The sequence below is a fragment of the Ruegeria sp. B10 genome (assembly GCF_056539825.1).
Genome location: NZ_JBQFVP010000002.1, coordinates 373,427 through 396,194, shown reverse-complemented (window position 1 = coordinate 396,194; position 22,768 = coordinate 373,427). Strand labels below are relative to the sequence as shown.

Below are 22,768 nucleotides of genomic sequence, written 5' to 3'. Positions count from 1 at the left end.
AATGAAAGACTCGAACTTTCTCAAAGAAAACAACGCGCGTTACTTCTGGCACCCGATGGCGCATCCCGCCGACAGTCAGAAGAATCCGCCCACGATTCTGAACGGCGGCGAGGGTGTCAGTATTGTCGATGTCGATGGTCACAAGGCGCTGGATGCGGTCGGGGGGCTATGGAACGTCAATCTGGGCTATTCCTGCGAGCCGGTAAAGCAGGCCATCGCAGATCAGCTGAATGCGCTGCCCTATTATTCGACCTTCCGTGGCACTAGCAACGACAAGGCAATCGAGCTGTCTTATGAACTGGCGCAGTTTTTTGAGCCCGACGGCCTGACCCGCGCTTTCTTTACCTCGGGTGGCTCGGATTCGGTTGAGATCGCGCTGAAAATGGCGCGGCAGTACCACAAGGTGCGCGGCGAGGCCGGGCGCACAAAATTCATCAGCCTGAAACAGGGCTATCACGGCACCCATTTCGCCGCCGCTTCGGTCAATGGCAATCAGAAGTTCCGCGCGGCCTATGAGCCGATGATGCCGGGCTGTTTCCATGTTCCCGCGCCGTGGACCTATTGCAATCCGTTCGACGAGACCGACCCTGAGCGTCTGGCGCAGCTTTGCGTCAAAGCGCTTGAGGCCGAGATTTCATTCCAGGGCGCGAACACGGTTGCGGCTTTCATCATGGAACCGGTCCTTGGGGCAGGGGGTGTAATCCCGCCGCACAAGAGTTTCATGCCGATGGTGCGCGAGGTCTGCTCGAAACACGGCATTCTGCTGATCTCGGACGAGATCATCACCGCTTTTGGGCGTACCGGCAGTGAAAGCGGCGCACGGCATTGGCGGGTGCAGCCCGACATCATGACCACGGCCAAAGCCATTACCAATGGTTACTTCCCGTTTGGGGCGGCGATGATTTCGGGTACTGTTGCCGAGGTGTTTGAAAATGACACCACGGGCATGGCGTCGGTGGATCAGGGCTATACCTATTCCGGTCACCCGGTTGGGGCTGCAGCAGCGCTGGCCGCGCTGTCCGAGATCAAGCGCCTGCGCGTCTGGGAAAACGCCGCCTCGCGCGGGGATGAGCTGTTTGCGGGGCTGCAAAAACTGGCCGAGAAATACGACGTGATCGGAGATGTGCGCGGCGGCGAGGGGCTGATGTGTGCGCTGGAACTGGTCTCGGATCGCTCGACCAAGGCACCCATCGCGAAGCACCTGCCGCTGCAGGTTCAGAAAGCGGCTTATGAAGACGGTGTGATGGTGCGTGTGTCCGGCAACAATATCATCCTGTCTCCGCCGCTGATCATCACATCAGAGGACGTGGCCAAGATCCTGTCTGCGCTGGATACCGGTCTGGCGACGCTTTAAACGTCACTTACTAGACTTCGCCCGTCCCGGGCGGGGTCAGACTTTAACCGCCTGCAACTCTTCAAGCAGGTCCAGAAGTTGGTTCAGCTTATCGCGGCCCATCTGCGCTTCGATATTGTTTGAGATCGCCAGCGACGTGGCAAGGTTGTCTTCCAGAACCGCGCGGCCGGCATCGGTGATCCGAACCATGGTGCGGCGCTTGTCTTGCTTGTCTTGGCGACGGGTGATCTGGCCATCGGTCTCCATCGTGCGCAGAATGCGGGTGAGGCTGGGCAGCAGAAGGCAGGCCTCGTGGGCAATTGCGCTTTGCTCAACCTCGCCCAGCTCGTCCAAAACCCTCAGGATGCGCCACTTCTGTTCGGTGAGCTGAATGTCATGAAGCATATCCCGGATCGGTGCCATGACGGTTTCCCGTGCGCGCAGCAGCGCAATCGGAAGAGATCGGGCGGTACTTTTTGTGTGGCTTTGCGTGTTCATGCGGCCTTCTAAATCGCCAATTCCGAAATTGCAAAGATTAACAAGGCAAGTTCTTGACAGTGAGATCACAAAAAAGTAAACATGTTAACCAATAAGGGAGGACACATGCCACATTTTCACGTCGAGTATTCCGGGAACCTAGAGGACAAGGTCGACATGGGTGGCTTGTGTGAGTGCATCCGAGCAACGGCCGCTGAGATTGACACCTTTCCGATGCCGGGAATTCGTGTCCGCGCTGTGCGGGTCGATCATTTTGCAATTGCAGACGGTAATCCGGCGCATGGCTTTCTCGATATCTCGATCCGCCTACGCGCCGGTCGGTCTAACGACGTAAAACAGGATGCCACGCAGCGTATTTTTGAGGCGGTCAAAGCGTATCTGGCACCTGCCTTCGAACAATATTCGATCGCGCTCTCGCTTGAGATGCGCGACATCGACCCGAAGCTTTCGCCCAAGACTGGTACGATCCGCGATCACCTTGGCGCCACCACGCAGGAGACCTGACCCATGAGCGCACTGGACACCAACATCGAAAAACTGGCGGGCTTTTTGGCGCAGTTCAAAGAGGCAGGCATAAAGAACCGTATCGCGGGTGAAGATGCCGCCGGGTCCGCTGGCGTATTTCAGTCTACCTCGCCAGTCGACAAGTCTGTGATCTGTGATGTTGCACACGGTACCGCAGATGACATCGACGCCGCGGCCGAAGCAGCCCATGCCGCCTTTGCAGAGTGGCGCGATATGCCTGCCAGCGAACGCCGCCTCATTCTGCTGAACGTGGCTGATGCCATCGAGTCGCGTGCCGAAGAAATTGCGCTGTGCGAATGCTGGGACACGGGTCAGACCCTGCGATTTATGTCCAAGGCGGCTCTGCGCGGAGCCGAGAATTTTCGCTATTTTGCAGATCAGGTGGTGCAAGCGCGGGACGGCCAGCATCTGAAATCGCCCACCCTGATGAATGTCACCACCCGCGTTCCGATTGGGCCGGTGGGCGTGATCACCCCGTGGAACACGCCGTTCATGCTTTCGACTTGGAAGATCGCGCCCGCTCTGGCTGCAGGCTGCACCGTGGTTCACAAACCCGCCGAGGATTCGCCCCTGTCAGCCCGCTTGCTGGTCGAAATCGCCGAAGAGGCCGGATTGCCCAAAGGTGTACTGAACACTGTGAACGGCTTTGGCCCCGACGCGGGTAAGGCGTTGACCGAGCACCCTATGATCAAGGCCATCGCCTTTGTCGGTGAAAGCCGCACAGGTAGCATCATCACCAAACAGGGCGCGGACACGCTGAAGCGGATGCATCTGGAACTTGGCGGCAAGAACCCGGTCATCGTGTTCGACGACGCCGATCTGGACCGCGCTTTGGATGCCGTGATCTTCATGATCTACTCGATCAATGGCGAGCGTTGTACGTCATCCTCGCGACTGCTGGTGCAAGACAGTATCAAGGAAGAGTTCGAAGCCAAGCTGATCGAACGTGTGAACAACATCAAGGTTGGCCACCCTCTGGATCCGGCAACCGAAATCGGTCCGCTGGTGACGGAAGAGCACTACAACAAGGTGACCAGTTATTTCGATATCGCCAAAGAAGACGGCGCGACTGTCGCAGCCGGTGGTGTGAAGCTGGGCGACGAAGGGTACTTCATCCGTCCGACCCTGTTCACCAATGCCACCAATCAGATGCGCATCGCGCGCGAAGAAATTTTTGGCCCCGTCCTGACCTCGATCCCGTTCTCGACCGAAGAAGAAGCTCTGCGGATGGCCAATGACACGCCTTATGGTCTGACCGGTTATGTCTGGACCAACGACCTGACGCGGGCGCTGCGCTTTACCGACAAGCTTGAAGCCGGAATGATCTGGGTGAACTCGGAAAACGTGCGCCACCTGCCGACGCCATTTGGTGGCGTCAAAGCTTCCGGCATCGGGCGCGACGGCGGCGACTGGTCGTTCGAGTTTTATATGGAACAAAAGCACATTGGCTTTGCAACCGGTCAACACAAGATCATGCAATTGGGGAAGTAAATTAGCGGCACTGTCACCATTAGGCGGGGACAAAGCTAGGATAGACAAAAACGCGCAGAAAACTGGTCCGGCACTTTCCGCCTACTGCAGGACCGAACGATGTCAGGTAGGTTCAACTTCGGTTGCCAGCCGTTACAAATGCGAGGAGGAACTGCCATGGGAAAGATTGTACAGGCCGCGAAGATAACGCATGTGCCAAGCATCTGGATGTCCCACACGATGCCGAAATACAAAGGCATCCGCCAACCTGCCATCGACGGCTATGCGCGCCTTCGTCAGGATGCGATCGACCGCAAGGTCGATACGTTTGTCATTTTTGACACGCACTGGATCACCAATCAGGGGTTCCATCTGAACACGAAAGAGCACCACAAGGGCCGTTTCATCAGTCATGAACTGCCGCACATGTTGGCGGATATGGAGTTCGACTATCGCGGCGATCACGAGCTTGGGGAAACCATCCTTGACGTTCTGCGCGAACGTGGCGAACGAGCCCTGGGGCATTCGCACCCCGATATGGGCATGGAGTACGGCACCTTGCTACCGATGCACTTCATCAACGAAGGCGTGAATGCGCGGGTTTTGCCCGTGGCGGTCAATCAATTCTCGTCCATCGCTGAAAATAGGGTCTGGGGTGAAGCCATTGCCGAAGGCATCCGACGCTCGGACCGGAACGTTTCGATCCTGGCTTCAGGGTCGCTGAGTCACGATTTCACGCCCAATGAACGCTCGGTCGACGGCCTTAACTCGGTAAACGGCGAGTTCAATCGCCAGATGGACATGCGCGTGCTGGACCTTTGGGAACAGGGCCGCTTCGAAGAGTTCCTCGAACTTCTGCCCGACTACGCCAAGAAATGCGCTGGCGAGTGCGCCATGAACGATACTGCCTTGCTGTTCGGCGCTCTTGGATGGGGCAGCTATAAAGGCAAGATCGACATCTACACCCCGTATTTCGGTAGCTCCGGGACCGGGCAAGCAAATGTCAGCTTCTCGGTCTAAAACCGGAAACACAGGGAAATTCGAATGACTGAACTGCCTCTTAACGATCCAAGCCTGCTTGCCGAAAGGGCGCGGGTCGGGTCCAGATGGGTTGATGCTTCAGACGGTGAGCGCGCGATTGACGTGATAAATCCGGCGACGGGTGAGTTGATCGGTCGCGTGCCCAATCTGGGTGCTGCCGAGACAGTCGAGGCGATTGCCGATGCGCAGCGCGCGCAGAAAGACTGGGCCAAACGTACCGCGAAAGAGCGCAGCCAAGTCTTACGTCGCTGGTATGATCTGATTTTCGAAAACCAGGATGATCTGAGCGCCATTCTAACCGCCGAACAAGGTAAGCCTTTGGCCGAAGCGAAGGGTGAGATCGCCTATGGCGCAAGCTTCATCGAGTGGTTCGCCGAAGAGGCCCGCCGGACCTACGGCGATGTCACACCTGGCCATGCGCCGGACAAGCGGATCATTACCGTCAAACAGCCCATCGGCGTTGTGGCCGCGATAACGCCGTGGAACTTTCCCAACGCCATGATCACCCGGAAGGCTGGACCGGCCTTTGCGGCGGGCTGTTCGATGGTGTTGAAACCCGCCGGCCAGACGCCGTTCTCGGCCATCGCGCTGGCCGTTCTCGCCGAACGCGCGGGACTGCCCGCAGGGTTGTTCTCGGTCATCACCGGTTCGGCGCGGGAGATTGGCGGCGAAATGACCTCGAGCCCGATCGTGCAAAAGCTGACCTTCACTGGATCGACCGAGATCGGCGCGATGCTTTATGCGCAATGCGCCCCGACGATCAAGAAGCTGGGGTTGGAATTGGGCGGCAATGCGCCGTTCATTGTGTTCGACGATGCCGATCTGGACGCCGCAGTCGAAGGCGCCGTGATCGCGAAATTTCGCAACAATGGGCAGACCTGCGTATGTGCAAACCGCATCTATGTGCAGGCCGGGGTCTACGACGCCTTTGCTGAAATGCTAGCTGAAAAAGTTGCGACCCTGCCAACCGGCAATGGGTTCGATGAAGGTATCATCTTTGGCCCTCTGATCGACCAAGCCGCCGTGGAAAAGGTAGCCGAACATATCGATGATGCAACCGCGAAAGGCGCAAAGGTCGCTCTTGGGGGCAAGCTCCACGCGCTGGGCGGCACGTTTTTTGAGCCAAACATTCTGACCGATGTGACCTCGGATATGGCGGTGGCGACTGAAGAAACCTTTGGCCCTGTCGCTCCCTTGTTCAAATTCGAAAGCGAAAGCGAGGTTGTCGCCGCTTCCAATGATACCGAATTCGGCTTGGCTTCATATTTCTATTCCCGTGACATGGCGCGTGTCTGGCGCGTATCCGAGGCGTTGGAATACGGGATGATCGGTGTGAACACCGGTCTGATCTCAACGGCAGAGGCTCCGTTCGGCGGTGTCAAAATGTCGGGTCTTGGACGCGAGGGATCTCGATATGGCCTCGATGATTTCATGGAGCTGAAGTACATCTGCATGGGTGGAATTTCCCCTTCTGAGGAGGCTTAGTGTATGAATTGGGACGAATTTTCTCACTGGGGGCAGCAAATCTCCAACTGGGCTGCTGACTACCACAAGACTCTGGCGGATCGTCCTGTTCGGGCGCAGACAGCGCCGGGGGAAATTGCTGCGCAGCTTGAGATCTCACCCCCGGAATCTGGTGAGCCGATGGAGACCATCATGGCCGATTTCGAGCGTATCGTGATGCCCGGGATCACTCACTGGCAGCACCCTCGGTTCTTTGCGTATTTCCCAGCGAACGCTGCCCCGCCTTCAATGCTGGCTGAGATGCTGGTGACCACCATCGCTGCGCAATGCATGCTCTGGCAAACCGCACCCGCAGCGACTGAGGTCGAAGGTGTAATGGTGGACTGGCTACGACAAGCGCTTGGTCTGCCGGATGGTATGACCGGCGTCATTCAGGACAGCGCGTCTTCGGCGACTTTGTCTGCGGTTCTGACGATGCGCGAACGCGCCACTGGGTACACGGGCAATCGCCAGGGGCTGAACACCAAAGGGGCGCTGCGGATCTATTGCTCAGACCAAGTGCATTCGTCGATCGACCGTGCTTGTTGGGTTGCTGGCATCGGCCAGGATAACTTGGTCAAGCTGCCGACACGGGGACCGACCTATGCGATTGACGTCGTCGCGCTTGAGGCCGCTATCCGCGATGACATCGAAGCCGGTCATGTGCCAGCCGGGATCATTGCGATCACAGGCGGCACGGGCGTTGGGGCCTGTGATGATCTGGAAGTTGTGGCTGACATCGCGCAGAAATACGACCTTTACACCCATCTCGACGCGGCTTGGGCCGGATCGGCCATGATTTGCCCCGAATTCCGCGAGGCCCTGTGGGGCGGGACTGATCGCTATGACAGCATCGTTTTCAACCCACATAAATGGATGGGCGCTCAATTCGATTGCGCCATCCAGTTTCTGCGTGACGCCACACCGCAGCTCAACACGCTGAAAATTGAACCCGAGTACCTCAAAACCACCGGTGCCGAGGTGACGAATTATTCGGAATGGACTATCCCGTTGGGACGTCGGTTCCGCGCGCTGAAGATTTGGTTCTTGTTGCGCTCTTACGGGTTGGACGGTCTGCGCACACGAATCCGAAATCACGTCGTTTGGGCCAATGAGGTTGCCGAGAAGATTGGCGCGATGGAGGGGTTCGAGATCACGACCGGGCCGATACTCAGCCTGTTTTCCTTCCGCTGCCCGGGTGACGATGCGATGCAGCAGCGTCTGGTTGATGCGCTGAATGATGACGGCCGGATTTATCTGACCCAAGGCATGTTTGATGGTCGCAAGATTATTCGTTTTCAGGTCGGACAATTCGACACAACACGCGACGATGTACTGATGGCAGCAGACGTTATTCGTGAGGTTTGGGAGACACTTAAATGAAATTCGCAACCTTCTCTGCCGATGGGCAGACTTTTTTTGGTGCGATCACGGACGTCGGCGCAATTGCGTTGAATGATGCTTTCCCACATCACGCGAGCCTTTATGAGGTAATCGCTACTGGAGCGCTTGATCAACTGGCTGCAGCCGCCGAAGGTAAGGGCGTGACCCACAGGGATTTCATCTACGAGATGGTGATGCCCGACGTCCGTCGCATTCTGTGCGTCGGCGTTAACTTCCCGGACCGCAACGCCGAATACAAAGACGGCAGCGCGCAGCCTAAATACATGTCGCTGTTCCCACGGTTCGCAAGCGGCTTCACCGGCCATAACCGCCCTCTGATCCGTCCGCCGGAAAACCATACGTTGGACTATGAAGGCGAAGTGGCGATTGTCATCGGCAAGACTGGACGTCGGATTTCACAGGAGGACGCCTACGACCACATCGCGGCCCTGACGCTGTGCAATGAGGGCACGATCCGTGACTGGGTGCGCCATGCCAAGTTCAACGTCACGCAAGGCAAGAACTGGGATAACACGGGGGCCATCGGCCCGTGGCTGGTGCCGTTTACCGACGCCGCGCAACTGGATGATGCCCGTATTCAGACCCATGTGAACGGCGAGCTGCGTCAGGACGACACTCTAAACCGCATGATGTTCCCGATCCGGCGCGAAATTGAATATATCTCGACCTTTATGACCCTGCAGCCGGGCGACATCATCGTCACCGGCACGCCGACCGGGGCAGGGGCGCGGTTTGATCCTCCGAAATATCTGGCTCCGGGTGATGTGGTTGAGGTGTCCGTCGAGGGCATCGGTACGCTGCGCAACACAGTTGAGGACGAACAGCAATGACGCCCGAAGATCATGCCCACGCAGCTGCTGATCTGCTGAGGGCTGAACGGACTGGAGAGCAGATTGGCCTGCTAACACTGCGCCACCCCGAGATGGGCATGGACGACGCCTACGAGGTGCAAAACGCCATCTATCGCCAGAAACTAGCCGAGGGGCGCAAGGTGATTGGCTGGAAGATCGGTTTGACCTCGAAAGCGATGCAATATGCGCTGAACATCGACATCCCCGACAGTGGCATCCTGTTTGATGACATGGCCTTTGAACACGGTGGAACGGTTCCGGAAGGTCGTTTCATCCAGCCACGGATCGAGGCCGAAATCGCCTTTGTGATGATGTCTGCCGTTGGAGGCAAAAACGTCACCCGTGAGGATATCATTGCTGCCACAGACTACGTAGCGCCCTCCATTGAAATCCTCGACACACGCATTCAACGCGTGGATCCCGAGTCCGGCAAAGCTCGCACAGTATTCGACACGATCAGCGACAATGCTGCCAATGCAGGTATCGTGCTGGGCGCGGAACGGCACGCCGTGGATGCTTTTGATCTCCGCTGGGTCGGTGCGCTGACCTTTCGCAATGGTGAAATCGAAGAAACCGGCCTAGGCGCGGGCGTTCTGAACGATCCGGTCGAAAGCGTTGTCTGGCTGGCCCGCCGCATGGCGCAATACGGACAATACATCGAACCCGGTCAAATCATCCTGTCCGGCAGCTTTATCCGCCCGGTGGAGTGCCCGTCGGGTACTGAAATCCATGCCGATTTCGGGCCATTTGGCTCGGTCGATATCAATTTCTCCTGAAAGGAACGCCGCATATGCCTGCGCCAAAGAATACGTTCAAAGCCGCTCTCAAGGCGGGGCAGCCGCAGATCGGCTGCTGGATCGGGATGGCCAACGCCTATACGGCCGAGATCGCAGCAACTGCGCAGTTCGACTGGCTGCTGGTTGACGGTGAACACGCGCCGAATGATCTGCGCTCGATCCTCGAACAGGTGCAGGTGATCGAAGGATCAGGTAGCACTCCGGTCGCGCGCCTGCCGATAGGCGAAACCTGGATGATCAAGCAGTATTTGGACGCGGGCGTGCAGAACCTTCTGGTGCCCATGGTCGAAAGCGGGGATCACGCGCGTGAGCTGGTTCGGGCTGTGCAATACCCACCGCATGGCGTGCGGGGCGTGGGATCGGCACTGGCGCGGGCCTCGCGGTTTTCAGCCATCCCGGACTACCTGAAAACGGCGGACGAGCAGATTTGCCTGCTGGTGCAGGTCGAAAACCAAAAAGGTATGGCTGCGTTGGACGATATTCTGGCCACCGATGTGGATGGGGTGTTCATCGGCCCATCCGATCTGGCCGCCGATATGGGCCATCTCGGCAATGCCGGTCACCCCGATGTGGTCGCGGCCGTTTTGGACGCGCTCGCCCGCATCGTGGCGGCGGGCAAGGCGGCGGGTATCCTGACCCTTGATCCGGCGATGCAGCGCAAATGCCTGGATCTGGGGGTCACATTCATGGCCACCAATATCGACGTGACCCTATTTGCAACTGCGATGCGCAACGCCGCCGAAGTCGGGCTGGGCCTGCTGCCGGATCAGACCGCCTCGGGCGTTGCGGAAACCGCAGCGGCCAGCAAAAATCTGCAGCAGCTGTGTAAACACTGGTCGCACAAGGCCGAGGTGTTTTTTGACGAAAAGAAGGGAAGCGTGGCCTTTGCGGATGGCGACAGCGTGACCCTTGAAGCGAATGACGACAGGCTGACGATTAACGCTGCGACCGGACCGCGCGGGGACTTGGAGCAGTGGAAAGGCGTGATCGAAGCCCACCTGGTGCGTTTTGCCTTTCGGGAAGAACTCCGTATCCAATGGTCTGAGTAAGAGCGCCAAAAAAATGCCAGAACCTATCTATGCCATTGGTGACATCCACGGTCAGTTGCACATGCTAGAGGACGCGCTGGCCCGCATCGAAAAGGACGGTGGGCCTGATGCGCAAATCGTCTTTATCGGTGACTACACGGATCGCGGCGCCCACAGTCGACAGGTTCTCGATCTATTGGTGAAAGGGCAGTCCGTAGGCAGAAACTGGACATTCCTGCGCGGCAACCACGATCAGATGTGCGCATTGTTCCTTGAGGACTACCCGCGAAACGACGCGCGTCTACTGGTCGGGTATCATTGGTTGCATCCCCGAATAGGCGGTGTTGAAACGCTAAACTCCTATGGCGTTAAGGTCAGCGAAGGGGATCGAATATATCAGGTCCATGCTCAGGCCAAAGCCGCCGTGCCGCAGGCCCATATCGATTTTCTGGCAGGTCTGTTGCCCTACTACCTGCGCAACAACGTGCTGTTCGTCCATGCAGGCATACAGCCCGGCATCCTCTTGCATCGTCAGGACCCCGACGACCTAATCTGGATCCGAGACGAGTTTCTGGACTGTCCGGACCCTCACCCGTGGCTGGTTGTTCACGGCCACACCCACGTCGCCAACCCTGAACACCATGGAAACCGTGTGAACATCGATACCGGGGCGGGATATGGCAAACCTCTTACGGCTGCGGTTTTCGAAGGATCGAAGTGTTGGCTGTTGCACGACGAGGGGCGCAAGCCTCTGACTTACATTGGCTCCTAGTAGGTTTCGGTAAACCAGAAGGTCTTGTCACGAGAACTTTGCTTGAGCGGAGCAGGGCGGTTGCATAGCATTTAGGAATGACTAAACCTGCCTCCTTCAAGTACTTCTAAACCAGCCCCGAGATCATCCGCCTGGCGGTGATGCTGTACATCCGTTTCCCGCTCTCGTTTCGGAGTATTTAGGACTTGTTGCACGAGCGAGGCATCGACGTGAGTCATGAAACTGTCCGGTATTGGTGGAACAGGTTTGGCCCAATGTTTGCTGCTGGGATCAGACAGAAGCTTTTTCAGCAGCTACGCGCATTATCCAAATGGAAGTGGCACGTAGACGAGGTTTTCGTGAAGGTGAATGGCAAGCGGCACTATCTTTGGCGGGCTGTTGATCATGAATGCGAGGTGCTGGAAGCTGTTGTTACCAAACACCGAAACAAGGCTGCAGCACTGAAATTCCTCAAGAAGTTTGTGAAGCGATACGGTAAAGCGAAAACCGTCGTCACGGATCGCTTCGCGTCATACCAGGCCGCGCTCAGAGAGCTTGGTGCTACGGAAAAACAACAGACGGGCAGGTGGCTCAACAACCGAGTCGAGAATTCACACCTCCCGTTTCGACGGCATTAACGCGCCATACAACGGTTCAGGCGCATGCCAAGTTTGTAGAAGTTCGCCTCCGTCCATTCCTGGGTCTACAATCACTTCAACCAGGAAAGATCGCTCACCCGCCGGGACACCTTCAAGCCGACACGCACTGCCGCTCTTGCCGAGTGGCGTCAAATTTGTTCCGGATAGGTTCGCGGTTTCCGCGGCACACTGAGACTGGTTCGAGTTTGTCGGACAGCAACCAATTGAGATCATCTATGAGGCTCGGCGGTTAGTCAGCCGTAGTTAAGCGGGTGATTAGGGCAGCGCCTGCAAGTTTGTCGGTGCAGCTGTTGCTTCGGCAAACCACGTTTGTTTGGCGGTCTCCGGACCGTCGCGGCGCGTTAAAAACTTGACTAAATCGGCAGTTTGAGAGAACCTAAGACCGTTAAAGTAAACGCATTTGGTTTACAAAATAAGGATTGTGACATGTACCATGCAGTCAAGTCCCAGAGCATCCGGAAGCTCCTTGTTGTTGAGGGCCCGTCGCTGATAATTTCGATTGCCATCGCAAACACGTTTTACAAGTTTGGTTCTTTTCTTCTGGAACTTCTGGCCTTTCTTCCGACCTGGTTTGTGGTGAGCTTCTTGATCTCACAATTGCTGACACGGTTGCAGCCAGAGAACAGATCCTAAGCCTGCGCAGGGCCGCGAAGAATATATAGTATCAAAGACTTTGGGGTTGACCGGTCAGCAAGCCGGGAAACCAGTAGAGATATTGAAACGACCGCTGTTTGTTTTTCGTCGGCAGCAAGGCAAGCCCTAGTTTCGGGCGCTTGAACATTTGTACTGAACAAAAGAGGGGAGCGTGATGAATTGGATACCACAAGGACCGCGACCCGCTACGGATGGCCAGTCTGAAGCTGTTGCCGACAACGAAATCGTAGGGGCCGTAAATGCCGTGGCTCCACATCCGGCTGACAGCGACATCCTCTATATTGGTGCCGTGAACGGAGGCGTATGGCGTACACGGAACGCGCTGGACGCACAGCCAGACTGGGTTAGTCTGATGCCAAACGAAGACTCTCTTTCGATCGGAGCCCTTTGTCTGGATCGCAACGATCCGACAGTGCAGACACTCGTCGCCGGCACCGGGCGTTTCAGTAGCATGCGCCGTGTCGGCGGGGCGTTGTTGGGCGTTATGCTGTCTGAAGATGATGGTGCCAGCTGGAGCATTCTGGACAATGGCGGGCTATTTCGCGCCCTACATATCAGGGCAATTCACGCCGCCGGAGATGTGATTATTCTTGCGGGAAACGGTGGGCGGGCTTCTTTGGCGGATGGAGTTTACCGTTCGGATGACAAGGGTCAGAGCTTCACTCATCTGTCGCCCGTCTCTCTGCAAACAGGTCCGTCATTCGCGGTCGCGGCATCTCCGGTTGATGCGGATTTGATCTATGTTCACGCTGGCAGGGCGATCTTTGTGACATCTGACGGTGGCGTGACGTGGGCAAAAATCAGTTCCAGCGTCATGGAGTCGTTCCTATTCAGTCCAACCAGTGTGCGCATAGCACCTGGGCCAGGCGATACGGTGTTTGTTGCGATTGCAGTGAATGGCCGGCTTGCAGCATTGTTCCACTCGGCTGACCGGGGAGCTAACTGGTCCAATCTGGATCTACCTACGACAACCGAAGGCGGCGGCAATACCTTTGGCCTGCATCCGGGCGGACAGGCAGGTATCCACTTTTCGATGGCCGCAGACCTGCAGGATGCCAACATTGTGTATATCGGAGGTGACCGGCAACCTTCGTTTGATGAGAACGCACCGCCGGGGCTTGCCTTGCCGCAGTTTCCCAACTCGATAGGCGCACAAACATTTTCGGGCCGTCTGTTCCGTGTCGATGCGAACCAACCGACCGGAGCACAAGCCAGCCCGATAACGCATCAGAACACCAATGCAAACAGCGCGCCGCATGCGGATTCCCGAACCATGGCCATAGCAAGCAACGGCGATCTGATCGAAGGTGATGACGGTGGTGTTTACCGCCGCACCGATCCGCATTCGAACCTTGGTGACTGGGTAACGATGATAGGGTCGCTGCAGAACACGGAATTTCATTCCGCCGCCTGGGATCCGGCGACACAGGTCGCATTAGGCGGTGCTCAGGACAACGGAACGTTGCGCCAACCCGGGGCTGGGACCGAAAGATGGCCGACTGTGATGGGTGGGGATGGCGGTGTCGTGGCAATTGCACCTGACACCACGAACGGCGGATCGGTCCGCTATTTCAGTTTTCAGTTTCTGGGAAATGCGCATCGGCAATTCTTCGATGCAAACGGGGTTTCGCTGGGGTTCCAGCGGCTTCAGCTGTTTGAGGTCGGAACGACGATGTCCCTTTCGCCTCAGTTCTATTCTCCGATCCAGACGAACCCGGGCGATCCTTTGCGTCTGGTCATTTGCGGAGCTAATGCCGTTTGGGAATCTTTTGACCGGGGTGATACTTTGCGTCTGGTCGGGCCGATCGGAGTTCAGGCAAATGCGGCGGCCTCTGTGGCTTATGGCGGTACAAACGACGCGGATGTGCTGTATGTCGGCGCAGGTTTGGATGTCTTCGTCCGGACCGGTCCTGCGCCAGCACAACTGCAGCAAACAACCAGGTTCAGTAACGGAGAGGACGTGACCGCTGTGGCATTGGACGCAAGCATGCCAACCACTGCGTTCGCGACTCTGTTCAACAGCATTCATCAGACAGTCGACTCGGGCCAGACTTGGGTGGACATAACCGATAACCTGCTGGCCGCCGGCGGGCGTACCATTCGATCGGTTGTCTGGTGCGGAAGCTTTGGAAATGGCCATCTGGTCGTGGGGACTAATGCAGGCATCTATGCTGCCGAGGCTCCGAACTTTAACGGGTGGTTTCGTTTGGCGGCCGATTTGCCTGCGGTGCCGGTCATGCAACTGCAATATGATGACGCCAATCAAGTGCTGCTTGCCGCGACACTTGGTAGAGGGGCTTGGACCCTCGATCTGTCGCAACCGCTGATCGCCCTGAACCCCGCGGCCAACACCGTGCAACCCAGCTGAGAGGAGGCGAAGAGGATTATGACTACAAGCATCGAACTCAGCTCTGGCATTGTCATCGATACCGAGGGCGGACGGGCCTATGTCATGGCCCCCCAAGGCGGCGTGACAGCAATATCACTGCAGGACGGGGCCAAAATCTGGCATTCCGAAAACGCAGATAAGCCGTTGCTGTTGAAAGAGAACCTTCTTCTCAGCCAGGCATTGCCGAAAGATACGGGCAACGGTGTCGCGATCCGCATGTTGCGGATCGATGACAAAGGGGCCGTGCAAAGCGAAAGCACGGTGCCACTGCCTGCCGGCGTACAATCAAGTCTAGCCGCGACGACCGACCGCGGTTTCAGCGTTTCGGCAGAGCCCATGGACGGCGAAGCCGTATTGCGCTGGGAATACCGTGAGCGGCCCCTGCGCGGGCTTGCGAGCGGCCCTGACGAAATGTTGCCCGACGAAATTCTGCCCGGAATGGGTCCTCCGACCGGAGCGCTGGGAGCATTTCCAGGCGCAACCCCTGCCGAGGCGCAAGATGAAGAGACTGTAGTCCGGGGGCAGGTCCGGTTGTCGCCGCAGGACGGAACAGTGCGTCCGATGGTCGAACCGACCGTCGAACGTGCGCTTCCCACCGTACCTCAGTTTTCGATCCGCCGTCCTGGTGCGGCTGGACAGCCAGCGGAAGAAAGCACAGCACCCAACCCTCTGCAGTTCCAGTCTGCTGACGGAATGACCTGGTTGGAAAGCGCACCTTTGGAAGGCGAAGGTATCTGGACAGTTTATCGCTGGAACCTGCACAACATTGGCCGCACCGAAGTTCTTGGGTCGGTTGACCTACCAGTTAGTTTTTCACCCTTTGTCGTATCCGATGGCAAGCTGTTTGTTGAACTGCAGCCATACGCACGTTTGCAGGATGGCGAACTTTCGGAAGAACCGATGCAATTGCGTGCATACGATCTTGAGACCGGAGAAAGGCTGTGGTCGGCTGAAATCAGGGATATCTACGCAGTTCCGGCTCCGCCGCCCTAAATCGGTTTTCTAGAACAGTTGAATGCTCTTTACCTAAGGATCAGATCGACGACCGAGCGCGGAGCTTCAAATAGCGTAACGCATTCGCGCACGAACGCTTCGCGCACCGAGGCGTCGGCGCGGCCGCTCCTCAAACCGGCCGCTGCTTCGTCATAGCGCTCCCGTTCTTCGGCGGCTTCAAGAATCGCGCGGGTCAATTCAATCTCGCGCTGCATGATGCGATCACCGCCATATTGTGGGATGCGCCATGCGAAGAATGGTTGGGTCCGTGAACGCAGGGCTGTGCGGCGCCAAAGACTCGGCGGTATCAGGTTCGGATGTTCGACGGAACTCGCCAGAAGCTCTAGCCAACTGTGTGACAGCATTGGCGGAAATTTTATCGTGTTCATTCCTTTGCCCAGACCGCGCAGAGCGACAATGTCTGGGTGCTGGTCGCCGAAAATACGTGCGGTGTTTTCGACAACTTCGCGATACAGACTGTCGTTATAGTCAACCGGACGCGGTATGCTGGCGGCTGAATTCTTTCCTTTGAGAAGTAACAACAGATGGGCCCCATACAGGCCGAGCATCGGGTTTTCAAACTTTCCGCCCACGTATCGCAGCAATTCGTTTGTTGCCGTCGACCTTTCATCCGCCAGCGCGAGCCGTGCCGCATCCGTCAGTCGGGCCATTTCGTCACCCATAAACATCCGGTCGCGAGAGATGTGAATCGAAATATCCACAAGTCGTTTATTTACGTTTGTAACGGTGCCTTCGATGTTTTCGATCGGCGGCTCATAAAGGGCGAATACATGGGTGCGCCAGCCCGGCAGGATGGTAATCATCTGCTCGATTTTGCTTTCGCCATCGGACAAAGACAGGGAATACATACCGGGTGCCGCGTTCAAAGATGCACCGGAATATCGGTCCGATGACAAATCACCCGAGAACCAAGTCGCTTCGGGTGCTATTCGGGGTCCTGCGCGGGTGGGACCCGTTTGGTCGCCCTCTTCTGTAGACAGGTCCAGAGGCAGTAGGCCCCGGCCACCACCGGTGCGTAGGCTTGCCCCTTCAGCCGGATTGTCCAGATTCATTGGCCCAAAATCGCTCCAAGGTGTCCACCAACGGGCCATGAAGACAAAAGATCCGCTGTGGACGGGCGCGCGCCGCTGACCCAAAGACAGGGCAATGGCAGGGGCTGCGTCAACAATGCCCTGTTCCGGCGGCGCAGCCTGTTCGGCTGCATACATATGAGTTTCGTGTGTCCGGTTCGTGCTGGCCAATGGGGCCGCAGATCCAAATTCGATCTTTGGTACGTCGAGAGTGGTATCCTCACGCAGAACAATGACTCGTTGCCATTCACTCCTGCCGGAAACTGCGCGCACCTTGTAAATGCCGGCCAGCAGATCCTGATCCAGCCGTCGGGCCCCGCGTCCGCGCAAGGCGAAATCCGCAGCAATCACGAAGATTTCGGTGGTTTCATCTGCAGCGCGTACACTCAGTTTGGGCATTGCTCTTACTCTGCTCTCTGCAAATCAATCTCGGTTTCTGCGCCGGTAAATTCAAATGCGCGTTCCCACCCGGTGCCGTCGGAAAGAACGTACAAACCCGGTGAAAGATCCAGAGTGATGCTATCTTCAATGGCATCTATCTGCGCCTCTTCCTTAAGTTTGGCATTTTCCAGAATCAGTGTTTTGCCGACCAATGGGCCGGGCAGCAAGATTTGGACGGATTTCAGAAAAGGCGGGGCGTTTTTGACCAGTATGACCGAGTCAAACGGACCAAAATCAGGTTCTGTCGAAACCAGAGGGTGCTGACGTTGATCGTCTGTCATCAGTTTCTGCATCGTTGCGATCAGATAGTCGCGCAGGCTTTCACTGGTTATAACCCGGTTGCCTTGGCCGTCGTCCACCGCTGCAGCACCGTCCAGCGCCATCTTCAAAGCATAGGAAAAAGCACCGTGGTCCTTGCCGTTTTCCATTGTGCGTTCAACAGCGCGACCCGCAAAACGCGCTGCATAAATCCCCAATGCCTGGATATTGTGGCTGGCTCGGTCTACCTCACGCCGCCAATGTATCGGCGCCGGCGAGGCTAGCCGCCCTTGATCCATACACGCGTCATAAAACAGGATGCATTCCTTGAACCGGGCGGCATCCATGAACCAGTGAAAATAGTCGGTGACAAACAAGTTGGTGAGGTTGTCCGGCGTCGCGTCGGCGAGGTAGAGCCCGCCTTCGGTCCGTCGTCTGCCATATCCATGACCGCTAACATAAATATACAGCCTTTCTTTCGCGGGCGCTTCCTCGGCGACCTTTATCAGGTCGTCAAGCTTATTGGTAAGGTCCGCCAGAGCGGGGCCAATTGGACCAGCGGCCGGGAAATCGTCTGATGTTACGTCAAAGATGTGAGCATCCGGTATCCCCTGAGATTTCAGCCACTGGATAAATGTTGTGGCATCATTGACGGGGCCTTTAAGATCCCGCGAACCCGAAGAAGCATTGCCTCCAAAACTGGGATAACGTTTGATCGCAATTACCAGAGCCATGGCATTTTGCGGCATCTTCCGTTGGCCTCAGATTGACGGATAGGCACGTCGGATCAGTTCGCGATCTGACGGGCTGAAGTCCGAATTGAACCCGGTTTCAAAGTCCCCAATCGTCCATTTATTGGGTATTGGGTACATCATGATTGAATGCGGGTCGATTTCTGTCAGGGTCAGGATAGTTGGATCGTAGTGATCTAGAACGTTGCGCCGGATCGTGGCCTCGTCCCAGAAATTCGGTGCGCCGGACAGTTCCTGCAAAACAACCGCTTCGTTCCATTCAATACCGCCATCGGGGTTTTGATGCTCGTGGATCAGCCCAAGGGCATGACCGAATTCATGCAACACCACCTCGCGAATTTCTTCCTCGTTGGACTGATCTGTCAGCCAGCCGAAATTCATCGTGGGTTTTGTCTGATCAGGCTCTGAAAAGCACTCGGTCCCCACCAGCGACCACGAGCCTGCGCCCTGAATGAACGAAATCCTGATATCCGCGTCGCCGTCAGTGACGAATTCGAATGTCAGTGCGGCCATATCGCCAGCAACCCAAAGCTGAGCGTAATGTTCAACCCGGGCTTTCAGGTGATCCGTCCCTTCAAGGAACCGCACTTTGATCTTTGAGTTAAAGGGCCATTTCGCGCTGTTCAGCAAGGCCGCTCTTGATCCTTCTAACGTTTCAACTTCGCTTGGATCCACGTTTTTCATAAAGGCCGCGCAGAACCGGTCTGGGTTGGCTTTTACAGTCTGGATACCGTGCTGAGCGACGTTGAGGCTGGCTTGCGCCGTACCTCCGCCATTCAGTTTCTCGCCCCACAGCGTGCAAGTTTCTTCCCAACTGGGTGCCAAGAAGCGACGCACGATGATTGCCGCGACCGGGGCTGCGACAAAAGCTGTCAGGCCCAAGGGGCCGCTAGCAAGCAGGCCCGCAATCGCCGCGGCCAGCGCGCCTTGTCCGATGTTGAAGGCATCCCGCAGGGCTTTGCGGTCTTCCTTGTCGGCATCGTCGGTTCCACACAGCAGACTGTGTAACTCTCGGTGTGCCCGCCCGAGGATTCTGGCACCCAGTTGGCGAAGCGTTGGGTACCCGCCGGCTAAGCTGGATTCAGGTACATTTGCGACGTCGTGCTGAATAGCCATTGCCGCACCCGAAGGTACGGCCCGTTCCAGCGACGCACGGCGTCCGATTTCGGACAACAGGATAGTGTCATCGAAATGGTTGGCGAGCGAAAGAACTGTATCGCCGAGAGCGTTTTCCTCGGGTGCGGGACGTCGCAGTGTGCCCATCGCGCCAATTGCCTGTGCGGGTTGTGCGCCAGAGGTTACCCGCTTGATAACCGCCTGGAATTTCTGCGCTACTTTGCCGAATGATTTGGAATTGGGATGAAGCTCATCTTCCCAACCAGGATCGGGTACGGTGCCGCGGCAATCCACAATGTGGAGCTTCCCGGCCAGACCCGGTTCATTGGCGAGGCTGAACAAAGCTGCGGCCCAACGGTCGATCAGGATGCGCACGATTTCACGCTGCAGGCCTTTGTCAGTGATGCCACGTGAGTCAAGCGGGCGGCCAAGCCAGCGACCGTTATCGGGGATGGCGTGATCATAGGTATGTGTCACGATCGGTGTTCCGGGCGCGGCTGCGGCCACGTGGTTTGTGATGTTGCGCATATGCTGTTTTACATCGGCCAGAATGCGGTCGAACATGTTCGTTATGTGGCCCTCAGCATCCAGACCGGGAGTAAAGGGGCGGACAATGGCGGCTAGGTTGCCGCCACCGACGAGATCATTGCCACCCCCGCTAAGAAGCACGACATGCGGGCGCTCCGCCAACACCGCCGTGACCAGCTCGTTTTGTGCAGAAATATCGTCCAGCTTATCTCCTGCTGCGCCGAGGCTCAGAATGGCGTGTTTTCGAGATAGATGGTCGATGACGTCCTGCAACAGGAAAGGGTATTGAAACCAGCTGTCGCCCTCGGATACGATTTTCAGCCCGTTCCAACCAGCTGCAATTTTTGCCTGGTAGGCTTGGCGTCTGCGTGCTCGGGAAACGTCATTCAACCCTCCTAGAGCCAATGCACCCTGCAAAGCGCTGTTCAGGCCGCTACCGCTGGGCGGGGGCTGAATCAACGCAGGGTTTACCCGCACGACCGGGGCGAATGGCCGACTGGCTGATGGATCGAGCACCATATAGGCCGCCAGATCTTCCTCTGAAACGGAAGGATCAAACAACTTTCGGCGCAGTTCGTCTGTTTGAATAGGGTCGGGCAGGGCGTTGTCGACCATAGGGCTCTCCTTACATCCAGAGTGCGGCGCGGATCATCGCGGGGATATCATCCACGACGATGCCGTCCGGTTTGGCGCCGTCCTGTGGATGCCAACGCCCGTTGTCGGACCCGGATTGATGCCAGTAAGATGAAGGATCACATAGGGTCAGACCAACCAGCGTTTCGGCGACAATGCGGCTGCCCAGTTGTCCCAGATGGGCTCCGTCAGCCTGAACCTCGGCCTCGCGAAGGACATAGAACCAAAGCGGAGTTTCGTTTTCGAAACCTCCGTCCGAAACGGCCTGTCCTGTATCGCCCGAAGTCAGCTCAGCGGTAGTCAGCGCGGTGATGCCGCCATAGCTGTCGGTGTTGAATTCCGCGATGCTGGCCTGAGCTGAAGGTAGGTTCAACCGATGGCCGCGGCGAAGATTTCGGCGGGCAAGGTGCTTGAAGACACCGGATGGTTCGTTGCGCATATCGGCAAGTGGCGGTGCCAACTGGGTGTCGATCTTGCGCGCAAAGTGGTCGGGCTCGCTCGGGTTGTCGAGTGTAAACCGATCCCACTCGATGATCCAGTTCGTTGGTAGCGTGGGGTTATTGCCAAGCCCTCCACCTCCGGTAAAGGCGAATAGCAGATCGAAGCCCGCTTGCGGCAATATCGGCGACGGTCCGCGGCCAAAGAAACGGTTGTGGTCATACGCGCCCCTCACCATCGAGTGGCCAAAGCGGAAGGCAGCAACAGAAAACTCGAATGGCAATGGAAGGTTTTCCGCAGGCAGAGAGCCTCCACTGGCTGTTTTCACTCGCTCGAAGAAAGCCGCATAACTTGCTGCACCGTTTGCGATGACTTCAGCCACCATGGAGGGGTCGCATACCTTGTTCAGGTAGATGTTTATCACAAGCCACTGATAATGCCAGCGCGTCAGCTTCTTGGCTTCTTCGAATACGGCCTCTTCTCCGGTGGGGGCACCCGCCTGCCCCCTAAGCCAGACGACAACGCGGTTATGGAACCGCAGGAACGCGGCGTGGAGTTGCGCAACCAGAAGGTTCTCATCGTTGCGTGCGTCTCCGATAACTGCTGCGCGCCGGTTGATCACGCCATTCGAAGCAAACGCGTTTTCGATTGGAGTTCCCAGAATATCGCTTTCCTGTAAAGTTCCTTGATCCAACAACGTGCCGAGCCTGAGCAAGTCGCAGGCGTCATCCGCAGGCAGCGGGGGACGACCACCAACGTCAGTGGGCACGTCAAGACGCATCATGGCTGGAAATCCGGGCGACCGCATGGCGTCTTTCAGTTTGACTGCGGCAGGTCCATTGTCTGGTCCGTCACCATATAGGCTGTCCAGTCCCAGCGATCCTTTTCGAAGGTTCAGCAGGGACGCCGTCACGGTACTTCTGGGCAATGGGTCCAGGGTTCCTCCGGCGGGTGGTTCGATTACAGACTGATCCCCCGAGGGATCCATGTTGGCTGTAATATCATGATCGATAAACTGGCCGAGGTAGGTGAGTACAGGGGGAATATGGCTGTCTGCATGAGGTGGATCATTGTCGGCTTCGACCATCGCATCCGCCAACGCGTCCAGCTTTCCAATCGTCGTATCGTCAGTCGAAATTTCGGGCGCGTCGGGGAAGAAGTAACCAAAAGGTCCGCCCGGCGTTGAACCATCCTGCGGCATGGCCATAGCCCCGGCAGGAGCAGCGACCGGCGAGTTTGCCGTAGCCTGGGCATAGGATACGGCATCGGTGCGCACCGACGGCGCCAGACCTGCCATAGCCCCGGGGGCGGCTTGTGTGGATAGGATAATCTTTTGACCGTGACCGAGCGTGAAAAGCATTTCAGGATACCTCGCTAAGCGGCGAAGCCATCCGATTGCTTAAGAGATTTCATCTCAAAATAGAAATTGGTGTTTGTGACGAAACTAGTTAAACCGAACGACTTCCTTATATGAAAACAGACCGAACTAGGTTCTCTCGGTCCGAGTAAATACTAGCAGAAAATCGGTACAACTGAAAGTTGACCATGAAAAATAGGCAGTTTCCCGCCTCAAAACAGTTGGTTGCAGTTTGGTGGACTGTTCGCAAATTTTGGC

The 22,768-nt window shown here is 56.9% G+C and carries 17 protein-coding genes and 1 pseudogene; 13 read left to right on the top strand and 5 right to left on the bottom strand.

Annotated elements, in window-relative coordinates:
• Position 1 precedes the first annotated feature (1 nt).
• Positions 2-1,354, top strand: coding sequence for an aminotransferase class III-fold pyridoxal phosphate-dependent enzyme (locus ACR0J4_RS04290; protein WP_170642448.1), 1,353 nt, complete (start codon positions 2-4; stop codon positions 1,352-1,354).
• Positions 1,355-1,390: 36 nt separating this feature from the next.
• Here the strand turns inward: ACR0J4_RS04290 and hpaR are convergent, their stop codons facing one another.
• Entirely contained in the window at positions 1,391-1,831 is a 441-nt protein-coding gene (gene hpaR, locus ACR0J4_RS04285) for a homoprotocatechuate degradation operon regulator HpaR (protein WP_170642445.1), read from the bottom strand.
• Positions 1,832-1,936: 105 nt separating this feature from the next.
• On the opposite strand from hpaR, the gene ACR0J4_RS04280 reads away from it, so the two are divergent.
• The 12 genes and pseudogenes from ACR0J4_RS04280 to ACR0J4_RS04225 all read left to right on the top strand — a co-directional run bounded on the left by ACR0J4_RS04280 (position 1,937) and on the right by ACR0J4_RS04225 (position 15,896).
• Positions 1,937-2,335: a 5-carboxymethyl-2-hydroxymuconate Delta-isomerase gene (locus ACR0J4_RS04280; protein WP_170642443.1), complete on the top strand. Its 399-nt coding sequence runs from the start codon at positions 1,937-1,939 to the stop codon at positions 2,333-2,335.
• Positions 2,336-2,338: 3 nt separating this feature from the next.
• Positions 2,339-3,847 (top strand): 5-carboxymethyl-2-hydroxymuconate semialdehyde dehydrogenase, encoded by a 1,509-nt coding sequence (gene hpaE / locus ACR0J4_RS04275; protein ID WP_170642441.1) that lies wholly within the window; start codon positions 2,339-2,341, stop codon positions 3,845-3,847.
• Positions 3,848-4,003: 156 nt separating this feature from the next.
• Positions 4,004-4,846: a 3,4-dihydroxyphenylacetate 2,3-dioxygenase gene (hpaD, locus tag ACR0J4_RS04270; protein WP_170380896.1), complete on the top strand. Its 843-nt coding sequence runs from the start codon at positions 4,004-4,006 to the stop codon at positions 4,844-4,846.
• A gap of 24 nt (positions 4,847-4,870) precedes the next feature.
• On the top strand, positions 4,871-6,352 hold the full coding sequence (locus tag ACR0J4_RS04265; RefSeq protein WP_480668307.1) for an NAD-dependent succinate-semialdehyde dehydrogenase: 1,482 nt from the start codon (positions 4,871-4,873) through the stop codon (positions 6,350-6,352).
• A 3-nt stretch (positions 6,353-6,355) separates the two neighbouring features.
• Entirely contained in the window at positions 6,356-7,753 is a 1,398-nt protein-coding gene (locus ACR0J4_RS04260) for a pyridoxal-dependent decarboxylase (RefSeq protein ID WP_170642439.1), read from the top strand.
• Positions 7,750-8,604, top strand: a complete 855-nt coding sequence (locus ACR0J4_RS04255) for a fumarylacetoacetate hydrolase family protein (protein WP_170642437.1) — start codon at positions 7,750-7,752, stop codon at positions 8,602-8,604. Before ACR0J4_RS04260 ends, ACR0J4_RS04255 begins: the two co-directional genes overlap by 4 nt.
• Positions 8,601-9,401, top strand: a complete 801-nt coding sequence (gene hpaH, locus ACR0J4_RS04250; RefSeq protein WP_170642435.1) for a 2-oxo-hept-4-ene-1,7-dioate hydratase — start codon at positions 8,601-8,603, stop codon at positions 9,399-9,401. Before ACR0J4_RS04255 ends, hpaH begins: the two co-directional genes overlap by 4 nt.
• Before the next feature lie 14 nt (positions 9,402-9,415).
• Positions 9,416-10,471 (top strand): aldolase/citrate lyase family protein, encoded by a 1,056-nt coding sequence (locus ACR0J4_RS04245; protein ID WP_170642433.1) that lies wholly within the window; start codon positions 9,416-9,418, stop codon positions 10,469-10,471.
• A 13-nt stretch (positions 10,472-10,484) separates the two neighbouring features.
• Positions 10,485-11,222: a metallophosphoesterase family protein gene (locus tag ACR0J4_RS04240; RefSeq protein ID WP_170642431.1), complete on the top strand. Its 738-nt coding sequence runs from the start codon at positions 10,485-10,487 to the stop codon at positions 11,220-11,222.
• 122 nt (positions 11,223-11,344) lie between these two features.
• Positions 11,345-12,007, top strand: a pseudogene (locus tag ACR0J4_RS04235) (IS6 family transposase).
• A 661-nt stretch (positions 12,008-12,668) separates the two neighbouring features.
• Positions 12,669-14,882 carry a hypothetical protein gene (locus ACR0J4_RS04230; RefSeq protein ID WP_170556500.1) on the top strand — a complete coding sequence of 738 codons (2,214 nt, stop codon included), beginning with the start codon at positions 12,669-12,671 and terminating at the stop codon, positions 14,880-14,882.
• 18 nt (positions 14,883-14,900) lie between these two features.
• Positions 14,901-15,896, top strand: coding sequence for a hypothetical protein (locus tag ACR0J4_RS04225; RefSeq protein WP_170556501.1), 996 nt, complete (start codon positions 14,901-14,903; stop codon positions 15,894-15,896).
• 29 nt (positions 15,897-15,925) lie between these two features.
• Here ACR0J4_RS04225 and ACR0J4_RS04220 read toward each other — a convergent pair whose 3' ends face one another.
• From ACR0J4_RS04220 to ACR0J4_RS04205, 4 genes are read right to left on the bottom strand one after another with little or no spacing between them, the layout of a single operon-like run.
• Positions 15,926-17,386 (bottom strand): hypothetical protein, encoded by a 1,461-nt coding sequence (locus tag ACR0J4_RS04220; protein WP_170556502.1) that lies wholly within the window; start codon positions 17,384-17,386, stop codon positions 15,926-15,928.
• Between the two features lie 5 nt (positions 17,387-17,391).
• Positions 17,392-18,420, bottom strand: coding sequence for a caspase family protein (locus tag ACR0J4_RS04215; RefSeq protein WP_170642429.1), 1,029 nt, complete (start codon positions 18,418-18,420; stop codon positions 17,392-17,394).
• 27 nt (positions 18,421-18,447) lie between these two features.
• Complete coding sequence (locus ACR0J4_RS04210; protein WP_170642427.1) at positions 18,448-20,697, bottom strand: GDSL-type esterase/lipase family protein; 2,250 nt, start codon at positions 20,695-20,697, stop codon at positions 18,448-18,450.
• 10 nt (positions 20,698-20,707) lie between these two features.
• Positions 20,708-22,513: a peroxidase family protein gene (locus ACR0J4_RS04205; RefSeq protein ID WP_170642425.1), complete on the bottom strand. Its 1,806-nt coding sequence runs from the start codon at positions 22,511-22,513 to the stop codon at positions 20,708-20,710.
• Between the last annotated feature and the right edge of the window lie 255 nt (positions 22,514-22,768).

What these genes read in the sequence shown, in the direction of transcription:
- ACR0J4_RS04290 (WP_170642448.1), top strand. Translation starts at nt 2, where the DNA reads ATGAAAGACTCGAACTTTCTCAAAGAAAACAACGCGCGTTACTTCTGG.
- hpaR (WP_170642445.1), bottom strand. Translation starts at nt 1,831, where the DNA reads ATGAACACGCAAAGCCACACAAAAAGTACCGCCCGATCTCTTCCGATT.
- ACR0J4_RS04280 (WP_170642443.1), top strand. Translation starts at nt 1,937, where the DNA reads ATGCCACATTTTCACGTCGAGTATTCCGGGAACCTAGAGGACAAGGTC.
- hpaE (WP_170642441.1), top strand. Translation starts at nt 2,339, where the DNA reads ATGAGCGCACTGGACACCAACATCGAAAAACTGGCGGGCTTTTTGGCG.
- hpaD (WP_170380896.1), top strand. Translation starts at nt 4,004, where the DNA reads ATGGGAAAGATTGTACAGGCCGCGAAGATAACGCATGTGCCAAGCATC.
- ACR0J4_RS04265 (WP_480668307.1), top strand. Translation starts at nt 4,871, where the DNA reads ATGACTGAACTGCCTCTTAACGATCCAAGCCTGCTTGCCGAAAGGGCG.
- ACR0J4_RS04260 (WP_170642439.1), top strand. Translation starts at nt 6,356, where the DNA reads ATGAATTGGGACGAATTTTCTCACTGGGGGCAGCAAATCTCCAACTGG.
- ACR0J4_RS04255 (WP_170642437.1), top strand. Translation starts at nt 7,750, where the DNA reads ATGAAATTCGCAACCTTCTCTGCCGATGGGCAGACTTTTTTTGGTGCG.
- hpaH (WP_170642435.1), top strand. Translation starts at nt 8,601, where the DNA reads ATGACGCCCGAAGATCATGCCCACGCAGCTGCTGATCTGCTGAGGGCT.
- ACR0J4_RS04245 (WP_170642433.1), top strand. Translation starts at nt 9,416, where the DNA reads ATGCCTGCGCCAAAGAATACGTTCAAAGCCGCTCTCAAGGCGGGGCAG.
- ACR0J4_RS04240 (WP_170642431.1), top strand. Translation starts at nt 10,485, where the DNA reads ATGCCAGAACCTATCTATGCCATTGGTGACATCCACGGTCAGTTGCAC.
- ACR0J4_RS04230 (WP_170556500.1), top strand. Translation starts at nt 12,669, where the DNA reads ATGAATTGGATACCACAAGGACCGCGACCCGCTACGGATGGCCAGTCT.
- ACR0J4_RS04225 (WP_170556501.1), top strand. Translation starts at nt 14,901, where the DNA reads ATGACTACAAGCATCGAACTCAGCTCTGGCATTGTCATCGATACCGAG.
- ACR0J4_RS04220 (WP_170556502.1), bottom strand. Translation starts at nt 17,386, where the DNA reads ATGCCCAAACTGAGTGTACGCGCTGCAGATGAAACCACCGAAATCTTC.
- ACR0J4_RS04215 (WP_170642429.1), bottom strand. Translation starts at nt 18,420, where the DNA reads ATGGCTCTGGTAATTGCGATCAAACGTTATCCCAGTTTTGGAGGCAAT.
- ACR0J4_RS04210 (WP_170642427.1), bottom strand. Translation starts at nt 20,697, where the DNA reads ATGGTCGACAACGCCCTGCCCGACCCTATTCAAACAGACGAACTGCGC.
- ACR0J4_RS04205 (WP_170642425.1), bottom strand. Translation starts at nt 22,513, where the DNA reads ATGCTTTTCACGCTCGGTCACGGTCAAAAGATTATCCTATCCACACAA.